The organism is Serratia sp. CY29653 (assembly GCF_052169255.1).
In the GTDB taxonomy this organism is placed as follows: Bacteria; Pseudomonadota; Gammaproteobacteria; order Enterobacterales; family Enterobacteriaceae; genus Serratia; species Serratia sarumanii.
The window spans coordinates 1231799-1246744 of record NZ_JBJNLC010000001.1; the positions used below are offsets into that span (position 1 = coordinate 1231799).

At 60.6% G+C, this 14946-nt stretch carries 18 protein-coding genes and 1 pseudogene; 10 read left to right on the forward strand and 9 right to left on the reverse strand.

Annotation, left to right across the window (positions count from 1 at the left end):
• The first annotated feature begins 156 nt into the window (after positions 1-156).
• A complete protein-coding gene (locus tag ACJ8HN_RS05905) occupies positions 157-1395 on the forward strand; it encodes an NAD(P)/FAD-dependent oxidoreductase (protein WP_043147456.1) in 1239 nt (412 codons plus the stop codon).
• A 126-nt stretch (positions 1396-1521) separates the two neighbouring features.
• Positions 1522-1815 (forward strand): SelT/SelW/SelH family protein, encoded by a 294-nt coding sequence (locus tag ACJ8HN_RS05910; RefSeq protein WP_004928553.1) that lies wholly within the window; start codon positions 1522-1524, stop codon positions 1813-1815.
• 22 nt (positions 1816-1837) lie between these two features.
• On the opposite strand, the gene ACJ8HN_RS05915 is transcribed toward ACJ8HN_RS05910, so the two are convergent.
• On the reverse strand, positions 1838-2500 hold the full coding sequence (locus ACJ8HN_RS05915; RefSeq protein ID WP_130042745.1) for a CPBP family intramembrane glutamic endopeptidase: 663 nt from the start codon (positions 2498-2500) through the stop codon (positions 1838-1840).
• A gap of 215 nt (positions 2501-2715) precedes the next feature.
• Between ACJ8HN_RS05915 and ACJ8HN_RS05920 the strand changes: the two are divergent.
• The 5 genes and pseudogenes from ACJ8HN_RS05920 (at position 2716) to ACJ8HN_RS05940 (ending at position 5276) form a co-directional block, all read left to right on the forward strand.
• Positions 2716-3206, forward strand: a pseudogene (locus ACJ8HN_RS05920) (TIGR00645 family protein).
• 172 nt (positions 3207-3378) lie between these two features.
• Entirely contained in the window at positions 3379-3636 is a 258-nt protein-coding gene (locus ACJ8HN_RS05925) for a hypothetical protein (protein ID WP_442523156.1), read from the forward strand.
• A gap of 30 nt (positions 3637-3666) precedes the next feature.
• Positions 3667-4455 (forward strand): spermidine synthase, encoded by a 789-nt coding sequence (locus tag ACJ8HN_RS05930; RefSeq protein ID WP_033648283.1) that lies wholly within the window; start codon positions 3667-3669, stop codon positions 4453-4455.
• Between the two features lie 80 nt (positions 4456-4535).
• Positions 4536-4730 (forward strand): ribbon-helix-helix protein, CopG family, encoded by a 195-nt coding sequence (locus ACJ8HN_RS05935; protein ID WP_004928567.1) that lies wholly within the window; start codon positions 4536-4538, stop codon positions 4728-4730.
• Positions 4731-4874: 144 nt separating this feature from the next.
• Positions 4875-5276, forward strand: coding sequence for a VOC family protein (locus ACJ8HN_RS05940; protein ID WP_033634513.1), 402 nt, complete (start codon positions 4875-4877; stop codon positions 5274-5276).
• Positions 5277-5315: 39 nt separating this feature from the next.
• Here ACJ8HN_RS05940 and ACJ8HN_RS05945 read toward each other — a convergent pair whose 3' ends face one another.
• The 3 genes from ACJ8HN_RS05945 to ACJ8HN_RS05955 form a co-directional block, all read right to left on the reverse strand.
• Positions 5316-6695 (reverse strand): MFS transporter, encoded by a 1380-nt coding sequence (locus tag ACJ8HN_RS05945; protein ID WP_442523157.1) that lies wholly within the window; start codon positions 6693-6695, stop codon positions 5316-5318.
• Positions 6696-6808: 113 nt separating this feature from the next.
• On the reverse strand, positions 6809-7876 hold the full coding sequence (locus ACJ8HN_RS05950) for an oxidoreductase (RefSeq protein WP_060425749.1): 1068 nt from the start codon (positions 7874-7876) through the stop codon (positions 6809-6811).
• A 12-nt stretch (positions 7877-7888) separates the two neighbouring features.
• Entirely contained in the window at positions 7889-8638 is a 750-nt protein-coding gene (locus ACJ8HN_RS05955) for a DeoR/GlpR family DNA-binding transcription regulator (RefSeq protein ID WP_442523158.1), read from the reverse strand.
• A 148-nt stretch (positions 8639-8786) separates the two neighbouring features.
• On the opposite strand from ACJ8HN_RS05955, the gene ACJ8HN_RS05960 reads away from it, so the two are divergent.
• Positions 8787-9662 carry an alpha/beta hydrolase gene (locus ACJ8HN_RS05960; RefSeq protein ID WP_049212348.1) on the forward strand — a complete coding sequence of 292 codons (876 nt, stop codon included), beginning with the start codon at positions 8787-8789 and terminating at the stop codon, positions 9660-9662.
• Here ACJ8HN_RS05960 and ACJ8HN_RS05965 read toward each other — a convergent pair.
• Both ACJ8HN_RS05965 and ACJ8HN_RS05970 read right to left on the reverse strand, forming a co-directional pair.
• The gene (locus ACJ8HN_RS05965) at positions 9589-10806 is read right to left on the reverse strand and encodes an MFS transporter (protein WP_197807598.1); all 1218 of its coding nucleotides are present in this window, start codon (positions 10804-10806) and stop codon (positions 9589-9591) included. The genes ACJ8HN_RS05960 and ACJ8HN_RS05965 overlap by 74 nt on opposite strands.
• Positions 10806-11963, reverse strand: coding sequence for a serine hydrolase domain-containing protein (locus ACJ8HN_RS05970; RefSeq protein WP_049235059.1), 1158 nt, complete (start codon positions 11961-11963; stop codon positions 10806-10808). The genes ACJ8HN_RS05965 and ACJ8HN_RS05970 overlap by 1 nt, the downstream gene beginning before the upstream one ends.
• A gap of 121 nt (positions 11964-12084) precedes the next feature.
• Between ACJ8HN_RS05970 and ACJ8HN_RS05975 the strand changes: the two genes are divergently transcribed.
• Entirely contained in the window at positions 12085-12972 is an 888-nt protein-coding gene (locus ACJ8HN_RS05975; protein WP_442523159.1) for a LysR family transcriptional regulator, read from the forward strand.
• An 80-nt stretch (positions 12973-13052) separates the two neighbouring features.
• On the opposite strand, the gene ACJ8HN_RS05980 is transcribed toward ACJ8HN_RS05975, so the two are convergent.
• The 3 genes from ACJ8HN_RS05980 to ACJ8HN_RS05990 form a co-directional block, all read right to left on the reverse strand.
• Positions 13053-13187, reverse strand: a complete 135-nt coding sequence (locus ACJ8HN_RS05980; protein ID WP_033634505.1) for an AcrZ family multidrug efflux pump-associated protein — start codon at positions 13185-13187, stop codon at positions 13053-13055.
• Positions 13188-13380: 193 nt separating this feature from the next.
• Complete coding sequence (locus tag ACJ8HN_RS05985) at positions 13381-13851, reverse strand: Rrf2 family transcriptional regulator (RefSeq protein WP_033648278.1); 471 nt, start codon at positions 13849-13851, stop codon at positions 13381-13383.
• A 130-nt stretch (positions 13852-13981) separates the two neighbouring features.
• Positions 13982-14377 carry a DUF427 domain-containing protein gene (locus ACJ8HN_RS05990; protein WP_442523160.1) on the reverse strand — a complete coding sequence of 132 codons (396 nt, stop codon included), beginning with the start codon at positions 14375-14377 and terminating at the stop codon, positions 13982-13984.
• Between the two features lie 227 nt (positions 14378-14604).
• On the opposite strand from ACJ8HN_RS05990, the gene osmB reads away from it, so the two are divergent.
• The gene (gene osmB / locus ACJ8HN_RS05995; RefSeq protein ID WP_004940700.1) at positions 14605-14817 is read left to right on the forward strand and encodes an osmotically-inducible lipoprotein OsmB; all 213 of its coding nucleotides are present in this window, start codon (positions 14605-14607) and stop codon (positions 14815-14817) included.
• Positions 14818-14946 lie beyond the last annotated feature (129 nt).

Consider the following 14946-nt stretch of genomic DNA (forward strand, 5'->3'; position numbering starts at 1 on the left):
TAACGATCAGTTCACCGGCAATGTCAAATAACTTATTTCGATTTGTTATTACATATAGCTAAATGGAATATGTGATTTTTTATATAACCACAAGTTCTATGAATTCGCTTTTAATCTGGGCGACAACCCCCTACTTTCTTATGAAAGGAGGCCTGCATGAAACCAGAAAAAATAAACCCCCAGAAAAGCGTCGTTATTATTGGCGGCGGCTCATCCGGAATAGGTATCGCGGCAAGCATAAGGAAGCGAGTTAAAGACATCGATATAACGATAGTGGAGCCTAACGATTGTCATTATTATCAACCGGCATGGACTCTGGTGGGTGGCGGGCTCTTTGATATCACGAAAACACGGCGCTCCATGCATGCCGTTCTGCCCTCAGGCACCGCATGGATACAGGATAGCGTGGTCAGGGTTGAGCCCAGTCAAAAATACATCAAGACCCGCCAGGGGCGGAAAATAAACTATGACTTTCTTATTGTTGCATGCGGACTGATTTTACGCTGGGATAAAATAGAGGGCCTTGAAGAAACCCTGGGATTAAACGGCGTCACCTCTAATTATCGCTTTGATCTTGCCGAATATACCTGGCAACTGGTCCGCGAAATGAAAGGCGGCCAGGCGATATTTTCTCAGCCACCGCTCCCCATCAAGTGCGCCGGCGCACCGCAAAAAGCCTTGTATCTGTCATGCGATTACTGGCGTCGCCAAGGCATCCTGAATAATATTAACGTCAATTTCTGCCTTGCGGGCGCGGCGGTTTTCGGCATTCCGCAATTTGTTCCCCCGCTGACCGAGTATTTGGAAAAATACCGAGCACAGGTCAATTTCAATCATCATTTGATCCGCGTTGATGGCGAGAAGCGGCAAGCGACATTTGCCGTAGAGACAAATGAAGAAGGAAAACGCGAGTTAACTCTGCCCTTCGATATGCTCCACGTGGTGCCGCCCCAATCGGCCCCGGCGTTTATTTCGCAAAGCGGCCTCGCTGATGGTGCCGGCTGGTGCGATGTGGATAAATCGACGCTGCAGCATAAGCATTGGCCGGATATTTTTGCGGTAGGCGACTGTTGCTCGACGCCAAATGCCAAAACCCTGGCGGCAGCCCGCAAGCAGGTGGTGGTGGTGGCTGAAAACGTCGCGGCGCTGATTCAGGGCGCGCCTCTCACTGCCCATTATGATGGTTATGGTTCCTGTCCATTGACGGTTGAGAAAGGTAAAGTTGTGCTGGCGGAGTTTGGCTATGACGGTAAATTGCTGCCCACGTTTCCGCTGCTCGACGCCACCCAGCCCAGCCGTCTGGCCTGGTGGCTGAAAGCCTGGTTTTTACCCCGATTTTATTGGGCGGGCATGCTGCGTGGGGTTGAATGGTTTGCCGGCAGCAAGCGGCCGTGACGCGCGCTCGGTCCCCCTCTCGTTCCTGCCGCTGCAGACGCTTGACTATTTGGCGAGACGAGGCCACCATCGTTTGCAGGTTCCTCAGGCTGATTGCAAGCCGTTACCACTATCGGTCGATCATCGATGAAAAATGCCCCCGCCGTTACGATCCACTACTGTTCACAATGCAACTGGCTGCTGCGCGCCGGCTGGATGGCGCAAGAGCTGCTGAACACCTTCGGCGACGATCTCGCCTCCGTCACCCTGATGCCGGGCACCGGCGGGGTCTATCAAATCAGCGTCGATGGCGTAATGATTTGGGATCGCAAGATTGACGGCGGTTTCCCCGATGCGGCGCAGTTAAAGCAACGGCTGCGCGATCACAGCTTCCCCGATCGCTCTCTCGGCCACAGCGACGGTAAAAAAGCCCGGCACTGAAAATCGGGCGGTAAGCACGGCTTCAGCTTAACGCATAGCTGGCCGCCATCACGACGCCGTTCATGGTCATATGCAGCCCGATGGGCAAATAGATCCCTTTGGATCTCACTCGGGCGGCCGTCAACACCAGCGAGATGAGCAACAGGGCTGCCAATGTGCGCCAATCGGTGTACTGGGTATGCAAAACGGCAAAGATGACAGACACCGTTAACGCGACCCAAAGCACCTTATCGTTAAACCAATACATCAGCGCGTTAAACAGACAGCCGCGAAATACGATCTCTTCATAGATGGGGACCACGAAAACCAACAAAGCGGCATTGAGCGCCAAAATCTCGCCAGGCAATGCCACCTGCTCCGTCACCCAGGTTTCCGTTTTCTCCACGCCCATCAAACGCGGGAAAATAAACTGAATCACCAACAGCGCGAACAGCAGCAGTGCAAAATCGTTGCGTTTAACCTCGCCTTTGCCCAATCCTTCTCTGCGGCGGAAAAAGAGCAGGTATAACGAAAAGATAGCGATGAACTCCATTCCATACAGCAGCGGCAGCAATAGCCCTTGTCGCATCAAGACGGCTCTGTTCTCAAGGAGCAGCGGAATAAACGTAATCAGGAACATCAGCAAAAACATGGAAAAGCAGCCGTTGACGGCTCGCGTTCTCGCGATAAACGCATTGTCGACCATATAACCATCCTTAGTTTTGAGCAGCCCTTGACGAAACAGTAGCAAGGTAAGATTTCGCGGCAGTTTATCCCCATGCGTTCTCATTGTCATGAACCCGTTTACAGCGAGCGTCCATTCGCAAATTTCTCCAAGCCATTGGCAACCAGTTGATTTCGCCCGGGCCACCTGCGTTATACTGAGCGCTCTTTTGGCCACGCATTTGACACAATTTTATGATGGAACGTTTGCTAGAAAACGCGATGTACGCCTCCCGCTGGTTGCTCGCGCCGGTTTATTTCGGCCTTTCACTGGCTCTGATCGCCCTGTCGATCAAATTTTTTCAGGAAATCCTGCACGTCCTGCCCAACATCTTTTCTGTCGCCGAAGCCGATCTGATCCTGACCCTGCTGTCGCTGGTCGACATGGCGCTGGTGGGCGGGCTGTTGGTGATGGTGATGTTCTCCGGGAAAACTTCGTCTCACAGTTGGATATCACCGAAGGGAAAGAAAAGCTGAGCTGGCTGGGCAAAATGGATGCCACCTCGCTGAAAAACAAAGTTGCTGCGTCTATCGTCGCCATCTCCTCCATTCACCTGCTGCGGGTGTTTATGGACGCCAAGAACGTGCCGGACAACAAGCTGATGTGGTATGTGATCATCCACCTTACCTTTGTGCTGTCCGCCTTCGTGATGGGCTACCTGGATAAAGTGACCCGCTCCAAGCACTAAACGCGCTGCCACACCCGATCGCCAGGATCGGGTGCCTCCCTCTCGCTCCTCTCTTCGCCTGTTTCTGCGCCGTCGTTTTTTTCATCTGGCACATATGATGATAATTTTATTATAATGTTATTACACTCATCATGGACTGAACGGCCACGCACACTTCGCCGGATTTCCCGGCGTGCTGTTGGTGGAAGCGCTGGCACAAAGCACCGGTCTGCTGGCCCACTACTATCTCGGGGCGCTGAATGAGGGGGAGCATTACTATTTCGCCGCCATTCAGCGCGCGCGGTTTTATCGCGCCGCCCGCCCCGGGGACCAGGTGCTGATGGAGGTCGCTTTTGTTCGTCGGCGCGGGGCGATCGCCCGCTTTACCGGCCGCGCCAGCATCGATGGCCGGCGCATTTGCACCGCCGATTTCATGTGCGCCCGTAAATAGGCCGCTTGCCAAAGGAGCCCTGCGAATACCATGTCTCTGGTTGACAGCTTACTCAGAACCCTCGATTTCTCTCCGCGCGGCCAGGTGATCGCTCGCGAAGCCGACGCCTGGGGCGAAATCATCGTTTCCGATCACAAGGACTACCGCACGCTGCGGTTTGACGGCATCTGCGAACAGAGCAAGATGAGCCTCAGCAACCCCGCGCAGCCGATCCACAACTACATCAAAGCGATGCTGATGGCGGTAGCCTGGCAACCGCCGAGCTCGGCGTTGATTTTGGGGTTGGGCGGCGGCAGTCTGCTGCGCGCGCTGCACGCGCTCGATCCGGCCATGCGTCTGGACGTGGTTGAGCTGCGCGCTGCGGTGATCGCCGTCGCGCGCCGCTATTTTACGCTGCCGGCCACCGACACCATCAGCCTGCGCACCGCCGACGCCATAGACTTCGTGCGCCCGCCCGTCGAGACGCGCTACGATCTGATCTTCTCCGATCTCTATTCGGCGTTCGCCATGGATCCGCAGCAAGGCACCCAGACCTTCCTGGAAAACTGCGCCGCGCGGCTGAACGACGGGGGCTGGCTGGTGCTCAATTACCACGATCTGCCTGACGAAAACAGCCTGCTGTACCACAGCCTGCAGCGAATATTCGGCACCGTACTGTTTTGCGTCGCCCCCAGCGGCAACGTGATCATTTACGCCACGCCGGCCCAGGTGACGCTGCCGCTGAGCGCGCTGCGCAGCCTGGCCGCCAGCAGCGGCGAGCTGTTCAACTGCGAACTCGGCTACCTGTCACGTAAAATAGAGCGGTTGCATTTCCGCTAAAGACGGGCGGCGGCGCGGTCTGGCTGGCCGCTTCGCCCACATGGTATTATCATTCAGTTATCATTCTCTGGAGGATCCTGATGGAAAAGAAAACGGCGCGGCTAACGGTGCTGATTGACCCGGACAAGAAGAAAGCCCTGGAGGAACTGTGCCTGCAACAGGACGTCACCCCTTCCCAGGTGGTGCGCCAGCTGATCCGCGATTATCTGCACAAGCATCAGGTGGACTATCCCAGCCAACCGACTCACGCCAATCCGCGCGTCGAAAGCAATTGAGCGGCGGCCTGCCCCGCACACCGTGAAGCGCGCTTTGCCCCTGCGCGCGTCTCTAATCCGAATCCTCCGTTGCGGTCTGTCCATTCGGCAATATCGCTGCTACTGTTTTATGCGTTCATACTCTCTCTTCGGAAAGGAAGCGCCATGTTCAGCCATATTACCGTCGGCGTCAGCGATCTGGACGCCGCCGCCGCCTTCTACGACGCCATCCTGTTGCCGCTGGGATTACAACGGCGGGAAGTGACGCCGGACGGCGGCCCCGCCGCCCGCTGCTGGGTGATGCCGGGCCAAACGCTGCCGCGTTTCTATGCTTACCAACCCTTCGACGGGCAACCCGCCAGCGCTGGCAACGGCAGCATGCTGGCGTTTCTCGCCGCCGATGAGCTGGAGGTCAAACGCGCTTACGCCGCCGGCCTGCTGGCGGGCGGCAGCGGTGAAGGCGAGCCCGGCGAACGCGCGCATTACGGCAAGGGCTATTTCGGCGCTTACCTGCGCGACCCCGACGGCAACAAGGTCCATGTGGTGTACCGGGGCGATCTCGCCTGATGAAATGTTCGGTTCATATCGCCACCGGCGTAGACGGATTCATCGCCGACGCGGGCGGCGGCCGCCGAAGGCGATGAGCAGCGCCGCTAACGCCAACAGCGCCGCCACGCCGTAGGTCACCTGCATGCCGTAAGCGGCGGCGGCGGCGCCCGCCACCCGCTGCGAAGCCAGATAAAACAGCGCCCCCATCGCCGAAGCGCCAGTGATCGCCCCAAGATTGCGCGCCAGGTTCACCATGCCGGCGATCAGCCCGCGCCGTTCGGGAAACAGATCCTTCATCAGCATGGTGTTGTTTGCCACCTGAAACAGCGCATAGCCGGCGGTCAGCAGCGCGATGGGGCCAACATAGCCGAGCACGCCCAAGCGGTTAAGCAGCGACAGCAACGCGGCCCCGGCGGCCACCGCCGCCAGCCCAAACTGGCCAATGCGCTGCGATCCAAAACGATCCACCAGATAACCGGCCGGAATGCCGGTCAGGATCGCCACCGCCGGCCCCGCCGACATCACCAGCCCGACCTGCGCTGCGCTTAGCCCCAGCGCGCGCGACAGGTAGAACGGCCCGACCACCAGCGTGGCGGTCATGACCGTCATCACCAGCGCGCTGGCCGCCAGCCCCGCCGTCAGGGCCGGATGGCGGAACATCGCCGGCGCCAACAGCGGCGATGCGGCGCGGCGTTCCACGCCGATGAACAGCGCCCCCGCCAACAGCGCCCCCAGCATCAACGCCAGGTTGAGCGCACCGAAGTTGCCGCGCCCAAGGGTCATCGCCAGCGAATAGCAGAGCAATGCGCCGCCCAGCAGCAGCGTACCGGCGCGATCGAACGGTTCCTGGCGCGCTGCCGCGCGCGGCCCATTCGGCAGGTATCGCCAGGCAAGCCACAGCGCCAGCAGCCCCAGCGGCAGATTGATAAGAAACATCGCCCGCCAGCCGAAACCGGCGATCAGCGCGCCGCCCAACGACGGCCCCAGCGCGGTGCCCACCGCCGACAGGGTGCCGAGCAGCCCCATCGCGCGGCCGATTTTATCCGTGCCCAGCGCCTCGCCCGCCAGCGCCATGGCGATCGACATCATGGCCGCGCCCCCCAGCCCCTGCGCCATGCGCGCCGCCAGCAGCAGCCAAAGCTGCGGGGCCAGCGCACAAGCGAGCGAAGCGGCGGTAAACAGCGCGATGCCCGCCAGCAGCAGGCGGCGGCGATTAAGGCTGTCGCCGAGGCGGCCGATGCCGATGATGCAGGTGGTGACGGCCAGTAAATAACAGAGCAATACCCACTGCACCGCCTGGAACGAAGCATGGAACGCGGCGGCGAGCGCCGGTAGCCCGACGTTGGCGATGCTGATGCCGAGCGATGACAGCAGCATGCTCAGAGACAGTGCGGCCAATATGCCGCGGACGCCCTGCGGCGAAGGATGGGATAACATGGTAAACACTCCTGACATAGACTGAGGATTAGCCTATGTCAGGGGTTGGAATGGCGGAAGACGCACGGCATGCACTGTATCCATGCGTCTGACGCCTTATCTGACGCGAGCCGTTACCAGGCGGCGATCTCCGCCTCGGTGAGCGGCAGGGTTTGGGTGACGCCGGTTTCCGCCGCCAGGGTGGCCGCCTCCAGCACCGCCATCACCGCCAGCGCCTGCGCAGCGGTAACCGGATTGCTGCCGGCGCCGCGCAGGGCGTCGCGTACCTGGAAGTAATACTGGCGCTGATCGCCATTCGGCGTCGGCAGCGTGCGCACCGGCTCCGTGCCGATAAACAGGCTCATCGCGTCGTCGTCTTTGCCCCACTCCGCCGAGCCCGGCGTCACGCCGGCCAGCAGTTGGCTCTCCTGCCCGTCGGCGCGCGTTTTGACCACGCTGCCTTTCTCGCCGTGCACGGTAAAGCGCGACACGCCGCCCGCCACCAGCATACTGCCATGCAGGATCACGCGGTGCGTCGGGTAGTTGAGCACCACGTGGGCCCAGTCGTTAACCTGCGCGTTGGGGCGCAGCGTGGCGATGTTGGCCTGCACGCTGTGCGGCAAACCGAACAGCTGCAGCGCCTGATCGACCATGTGCGGCCCCAGATCAAACCACAGCCCGCTGCCCGGCAGGTTCTGCTCGCGCCAGCGCACCCGCACTTCGGGGCGGTAACGATCGATGTGCGACTCAAAGTGCGTCACCTTGCCGATCAGCCCCTGTTCGATCACCTGCTTCACCCCCAGGTAGTCGCTGTCCCAGCGGCGGTTCTGGAACACCGACAGCAGGCGATCGTGTTTTTCCGCCGCCGCAATCAGCGTGCGCGCCTGCGCCAAGTCCAGCGTAAAGGGCTTATCCACCACCACGTGCTTGCCCGCCTCCAGCGCGGCCAGCGCCAGCGGCGCATGGGTGTCATTCGGCGACGCGATCACCACCAAATCCACCTCCGGCCGGCGGATGGCCTCCAGCGGATCGGCTATCACCTGCGCGTGCGGCAGATCGGCATGCACCTTGGCGGCATCGCGCGAAGCCACCACGCTCAGTTCCAGCCCCGGCACCGCGTTAATCAGCGGCGCGTGAAACGCCTTGCCGACAAAGCCGTAGCCAATCAGCGCCACCTGCAACGGTCGAGCGGTATCGTTCATCAGTGTTCTCCTCTAGCAGTCGTCGGCGACGACACAAAGTTCAATCAGTGACTGTTCGTCCAGGTTGTCCCACGGGCGATCGGTAAACAGGCGTTGGATCTGCGCCAGATCCGCAACGTGATGCGGTTCGCAGCGATCCAGCTTCATATGGTCGGCCACCAGCCAGCGCTCGCCGCTGTTGGCCAGCATGGCGCGTTTGACCTCTGCATCGGCCTCCTCGCCGGCGCTCAGCCCCAGCTGCGCATGCACCGCGCAGGCGCCCAGCAAGGCGATATCCGCGCGGTAGCGTTCCAGCAACGCCAGGGTGGCGCTGCCGGCGAACAGCCGCTGGCGCGCATCCCACTGGCCACCGAGCAGAATCAGGTTGATCTCCGGCCTGTCGCTCAGGCACTGCGCGATATCCAGCGAAGCGGTGATCACCGTAGCCGGCCCGCGCAGCGCCTGTGCCACCGCCAGCAGCGTGCTGCCCGCATCCAACATCAGGGTGCTGCCGGGCGGGATCTGCGCGGCCACCGCACGGCCGAGCCGCTGCTTGACCTGCGGCAACAGCGCCGCGCGCGCCTGGCGCGGCATGCCGGACGGTTCGAGCGCGATCGCCCCGCCGTGATGTTTCTGCGCCAACCCTTGCCGCTCGAGATCGGCCAGATCGCGGCGCACGGTATCGACCGAAACGCCGATGGCGCCGGCCAATTCCGCCACCGCCGCCTGCCCGCGTTCGCTGAGCAAATCCAGTAAATGGCGCTGTCGTGCCGCTTTGTGCATGGGTTTATTCCGCAGTAAAAAGCATAAAACAGCAATATACAGCAGAAAACAGCAACAGAGAAGCCGCAATGATGCGCACCGAAGATCAAACATCTTTTCGCCTGCGGAACGACGATGAGGGCATAACGCATAACAATCAGGAGAAGTGATGAGCATCGATCTGACGTTTGCAGACCTGAGCGCGCGCGCCGTGCAATACAACGCCCGCGCTTCGGTGGAAGATTTTGACGCCTGCATGGCGGAATACGCCGCGCTGGCCCAGCGCGCCAGGGCGCAGACGCCGGGCATTTACGATCTGCGCTACGGCATGAGCGCCGCCGAGCGCCTCGATCTGTTCCCGGCCAGCGCACAGCCCGCCCCGCTGCTGATCTTTATTCATGGCGGCTACTGGCATTCACAGCGTAAAGAGGAAGCCTGCTCGATGGCCGCCGCGTTTGCCCGCCGCGGCGTGGCGGTCGCCACGCTGGAATATACGCTGGCGCCGGAAGCGACGCTGGCGGAGATCGTGCACGAGGTGCGCAGCGCCGTCGCCTGGCTCTATCATCACGGGGCGCCCTTCGGCATCGATCCGGCGCGCATTTTCGTCAGCGGCAGTTCGGCCGGCGGCCACCTGTGCGGCATGCTGATCGCCGACGGCTGGCAGCAACGCTATCGCCTGCCGCCCGACGCGATCAAAGGCGCGCTGGCGCTGAGCGGCCTCTACGATCTGCGGCCGCTGTGCGATATCTATATCAACGACTGGCTGCACCTGACGCCCGAACAGGCGCAAGCCCTCAGCCCGCTGTTTTTGCTGCCGGCGAAAGAACATGCGCCGCAGATCCTGCTCGACGTCGGCCAGCGGGAAACCCAAGGCTTCAAAAACCAGACGCAGGCCTATTATGACGCCTGCCTGGCGCGCGGCCTCGACGTCCAGCTGCTGGCCGATCGCCACTGCAATCACTTTACGCTGGTCAACGAGCTGGCCGATGCGGAAAGCGCGATGTTTCGGCAGGTGATGGCGATGATTGACGCAACGCAACCGTAGCCTGCCGTTGCAGCCACAGCCTGGCGGCGATCGCGATCGCCGCCAGTGCGGCAAACATGGCCCCGCACAGCAGGCTGCCCTGTAGCCCCCAGGCAGCGATAAACCAGCCGCCCACCAGCGAACCCACCGCCACGCCCAAGTTGATAAAGGCGATATACAGCCCGGTGGCGAACGCCGGCGCCTGCGGCGCTTCAGAGGTCAGCCAGATCTGCGTCACGATCAAACCGCTGGTGTGCGCCGCCCCCCAGTACAGACAAAGCGCCGTCATTGAACCGATATTCGCGCTGCCGTAGCAATACAGCAGCGCATAGGCCGCCATCAAGGCTATCGGGTGCAGCAACACCGTCACCGCACGATGACGGCTCAACCACTTGCCGGCCAACAGGTTGCCCGCGACACCGCCCACACCGAACGCCACCAGAAGCAAGCCGATGGCGCCGCCGCTGAGGCCGATTTCACGGCTGAGGTACTCGGCCGCGTAAGCGTAGACGGCAAACATGGCGGCAAAGATCAGCACGCAGGTGGTGATATTCAGCCACAGCGTGCCGCTGCGCAGGATGGCCAACTGCTTGCCATAGCTGAGGCGCTGCACGGCCGCATCAGGCAAGCGCCACAGCAATCCCAGCGCCGCCAGCAGATTGACCAGCGCGCAAAATCGGAACGACGCCTCGTAACTGAACTGCCCGGCGATCCATTGCGTCAACGGTATCCCCAACACCATGCCCATGCTGGTGCCGATAAACGCATAAGCGGTTGCTTTGGTGGCCAGATGCGGCGGATAAAGCGCCGCGGCCGCCACCATCGCCAGTGAAAAGTAGATCGGATGAAACAACGCCGGCAAAATGCGCAGCAGCATGAGCATGGCAAAGCTGTCCGCCTGAGCGGCCAGCGCGCTGGCTGCCGCAAACACAGCCAACGCGATCAACAGCATGCGTTTGCGATTAAACCGCGACGCCAGCAGCACCAACAGCGGCCCGAACAGCGCAATGGTCAGGGCGAAGACCCCGACCAGCCAGCCGGCCTGCGCCGTGGAGATGCCATAGCGCGCGATGATCTGCGGCAAGATACCCACTACGCCAAACTCGATGCAGTAAACGCCGAACAGCCCCAGCGCGATGAAGAAAATCGGTGGCAACAGGCCCATCACATCGCTCCCGTCGCGGTATAAACCGCCTGACAAATCTCGCCGACAAAGGCGCCGGACATCCCCTCCAGCGCCGTGTTGGTAAACGCCACCACGCTGAGCTGCCGGGCAGGATCGACAAACCACGAGTGGCCATAGGTGCCGCCCATCCGCCAGCTGCCAACGGACTCCGGCGTTTGCGCGGCGACGGGATCTTTCAGCACGGTGATGCCCAGGCCAAACCCGCGCCCTGGCCAAAACGGCATCGGCAGATCGCCGATTTGGTTGGTGGTCAGCGCCGCCACCCAATCAGCCGGCAGCACCTGCCCGCCCCCCTGGCGCAACGTTTCCAGCAGGCGCAGGAAATCCTCCGCCGAACCGACCATGCCGGCGCCGCCGGAGGCGTACGCCTGCGGATCCAGCGCACGCGCCGGCGACAGATGAAAACCGGCGCTGCCGTCGATGAACGGTAAACGATCCGGCTGGCGCAGGCGGCGTGGCTCGCCGGCATGATCGGCGTATGCGGCCGCCAAACGCGCGGCGTCCACCGCCAGGAAATCGGTATCCGTCATCGCCAGCGGCCCGGTCACCCATTTTTTGACCGCCTGCGCCAGCGGCAGGCCGCTCGCCTGTTCAATAACCGCGCCCAACACATCGGTGGCGATGGAATAACGCCACGCCGCGCCGGGCGGAGCCAGCAACGGCGCGGAAGCGATACGCCGCACATTTTCCTGCAGGCTTACCGCCGCCTCATCCATGCCGTCGGAGACCGCCGACTGGGCGTAGAATCCCCCTTCCGGCTGGAAAAAACGGTAGCTTAATCCGGCGGTGTGGGTCATCAAATGCCATAGCGTCATCAACGGTTGGGTGCCGTCCGCCAGCCGCGGGCGAAAATTCGGCAGCCAACGCGTGATCGGATCGTCTAACCGCATGCCGCCTTGCGCCATCAGCGCCAACGCCGCCGTGGACACGATCGGTTTGGACACCGAAGCCAGCCGAAACAGCGTATTGCACGCCATCGGCTTGCCCGCTTCGCGATCCGCCATGCCCGCCGCGCGTCGATAAACGATCTCACCGCCCTGCGCCACCAAAACGACCGCGCCAACCAAGCGTTTTTCGCGCAAAGCTTTCTCTAGCGCGCCGTCGATCGCGTTGGTGGAGGATCCGTATTCACTCATATTTATTGCTCCAGGTAGTCAGCCCATGCTGTCGCCACCGAGCATAGAGCGTGGTGATTAACGGAAAAACAGGCTAGATTTCCTTTCATAGCGGACATTCACGTCCGCAATGGAGTAAGCAATGGATAATCTGTCTGGGGTAAGCGTCTTTGTGCAGGCCGCGGAGACGCTGAGTTTCGTTGAGGCCGGGCGTGTGCTCGGCATTTCCGCTTCCGCGGTGGGGAAAAGCATCGCCCGCCTGGAAAACCGGCTGGGCGCGCGCCTGTTTCACCGCAGCACGCGCAGCATGACGCTGACCGCCGAAGGCCGGCTGTTTCTGCACCGCTGTCAGCGCATTATCGGGGAATTGGCGGCGGCGGAACGGGAAATCAGCGATACGCACAGCGCGCCGCGCGGCAAGCTGCGTGTCAGTTTGCCGCTGGTGGGCGGCCTGTTGAATCCGGTGCTGGCGGAATTTGTTCGGCGTTACCCGGAAATTGAGCTGGAAACCGATTTTTCCGACCGTCGGGTCGATGTCATCGAAGAAGGTTTTGATGCCGTGGTTCGCGTCGGCGAGACCGAAGACTCACGGCTGATGAGCCGCCAGCTGGGCACGTTTCATCTGCAGCTGGTGGCCTCGCCGGATTATTTGCGCCAGATGGGGATCCCGCATCAACCGGCGGAACTGCAAGGCCATGCCTGCCTGCTGTACAAATTTCCCTCTACCGGCAAAGTGGAGCCCTGGCCGATCGCCGGATGGGAAAAGCTGCTCGCCGAAGGGACCAACGCCCGGCTGGTCTGCAATACCGTCGATACCCTGATTTACCTGGCGGAAAGCGGTCAGGGCATCGCCTGTTTGCCGGATTTTGCCGTAAAGCGCGCACGGGAACAGGGGCGATTGCAACCGATCTTGTCTGAGCATTGCCACCACACCGGCAGCTTTAAAGTTCTGTGGCCTTCCAGCAAACACCTGACGCCAAAACTCAGGGTGTTTATCGATACGCTGAGCGCCCGGCTTTTTCGGGACTAGAGACGGTATACGCGATGGAGTAATGATGGGAAGGAAAATGCGGGGGGCCGGAGGACGAGAGCCGCCCCCGGGCGTGCCGATCAGCCTTTTTTGCGGCCGATAGCGGAAAAGACGTTGAACACTTCACCCAGGCCGTAAATCGCGCCGAGCAAAACGGCCACCATTACCGGCACCAGGACCACCACGGTGGCCAAGCTTTCAATCATTTCTAACATCGTTCTCTCCTGGTTTATAAGCACAGCGAATCTGTGCCGGAAGAAAAGGTTTCCGGCCAATCGGTTGAGTATCGTGGGGAGGCAGTCTAAAACGTGAGCTACATCACACTTGATGCGAGCTAATGTAACTTACACAATTACATTAACGCAATGCAAAAAATGCTCTGCGCGAAGAAGGAATTGGCGCGGGTTTTTATTGCGTATCCGCTTGATATTGCGGCGAACAAGGGACAAAAGGATAGCCTGCGCGCCGCTCGACCTGCCCGGCCATTTCGGCGATGCTGGTTTGCGCCAGGCTGGCTTCCAGCGCGAGACCGACGCGCGCAAACTCTTGCTCCAGCACCGGGGTAATGGCGTGGCCGATATAGCACGCATCGTTAGGCCGGGTACGGTGCAGCATGAAATACGGTTGATCTTCCACCGCGCGATACACGTCCAGCAACGAGATCGCTTCCGCCGGCCGCGCCAGCAGCGCCCCGCCGCCTTGCCCCATCTGTGAATAGGTCAGCCCCGCCTCCGCCAGCGCGCCGAGGATGCGCCGCACCACCGTCGGGTTGGTGTTGACGCTGCGCGCGATATCTTCGGAACGCACCGTCTGGCCACGGCACAGCGTGATATTGGTCAGAATATGGATGGCAACGGCAAATCGCGTAGAGGTAGACACCTTGGCACCTGCTCAGAGTTTCGTTTATGTCGGACTAAAACATAAGGAAAACGTATCAATTTCCGGTAATACACATAATGAGTAGGGATAAGAAGAATGTCAACCTGCCCACGCCCGGATGCGGCGGGGCTCAGGCTTCGGCACGGATTTCCACCACTTTGTCGGGATAAAATGCCAGATGATCCTTGATCGCCACCACGGCGTTGTAGGGCATTTCATAGCTCCAGGCCACATTGGCCTCCTGCTCGCCGTTAAGCGCCAGGGAGAAATAACTGCAGTCGCCCTTATAAGGACAGTAGCTGACGTGCTCGTTTTTCTGCAACAGCGCCATAATCACGTCCTCACGCGGAAAGTAAAACACCGGCGGATAGGTGGCTTCCTGCAGAATGAGCGCGTTGTGGCTGTCGGCCAGGGTCTGACCGCCGGCACGCACCACGACCCGCGCCGGATGACGGGTCAAGGCGATCGGGTGGTCCGGGCCGGGGATTTTCACCGGTTTGCCGGATGCGGAAACGAGATCGGACATGGCGGCCTCCAGAGTGTGCGCCCCTCCGCGAGGCGTCTTCCCAGTATAGACCAGCGGTTTTGCCGGCGGCCGCGCATTCGGCGAGCAATCGCTTTTCAGCGCCGCAAAATTAAGAATTTTTACCTGTTCGATTTTCTTACGGAGGAATACATTCATCTCAACTTCTACCGGCGGATTAATCGGATTATTTTTAATCCATTAATCAGCCAATTTACCAGGAACTCATTATGAATATTAAACGTGCCGCAGGTGTGTTGGTGGTGGTCATGGCAACCCTTTCCGTTACCGCATGCGGGCATATGTCCAATCGCGATCGCAACACGGCGATCGGCGCGGGCGTGGGCGCCGTCGGCGGCGCGGTGCTGACCGACGGCAGTACGCTGGGCACCCTTGGCGGCGCAGCGCTGGGCGGCATTATCGGCCACCAGACCAGCCGTTAATCATCCGGTTAAAATAATCTCTGCAGGCCGGCGCTTTTTTAACCCATAAGCGCCGGCCTGTTCTTTTATTTAACCGCTGAACTTTCTCAGGACACGAAAATAATAAATAACGTTAAGCGCAGCTTTATT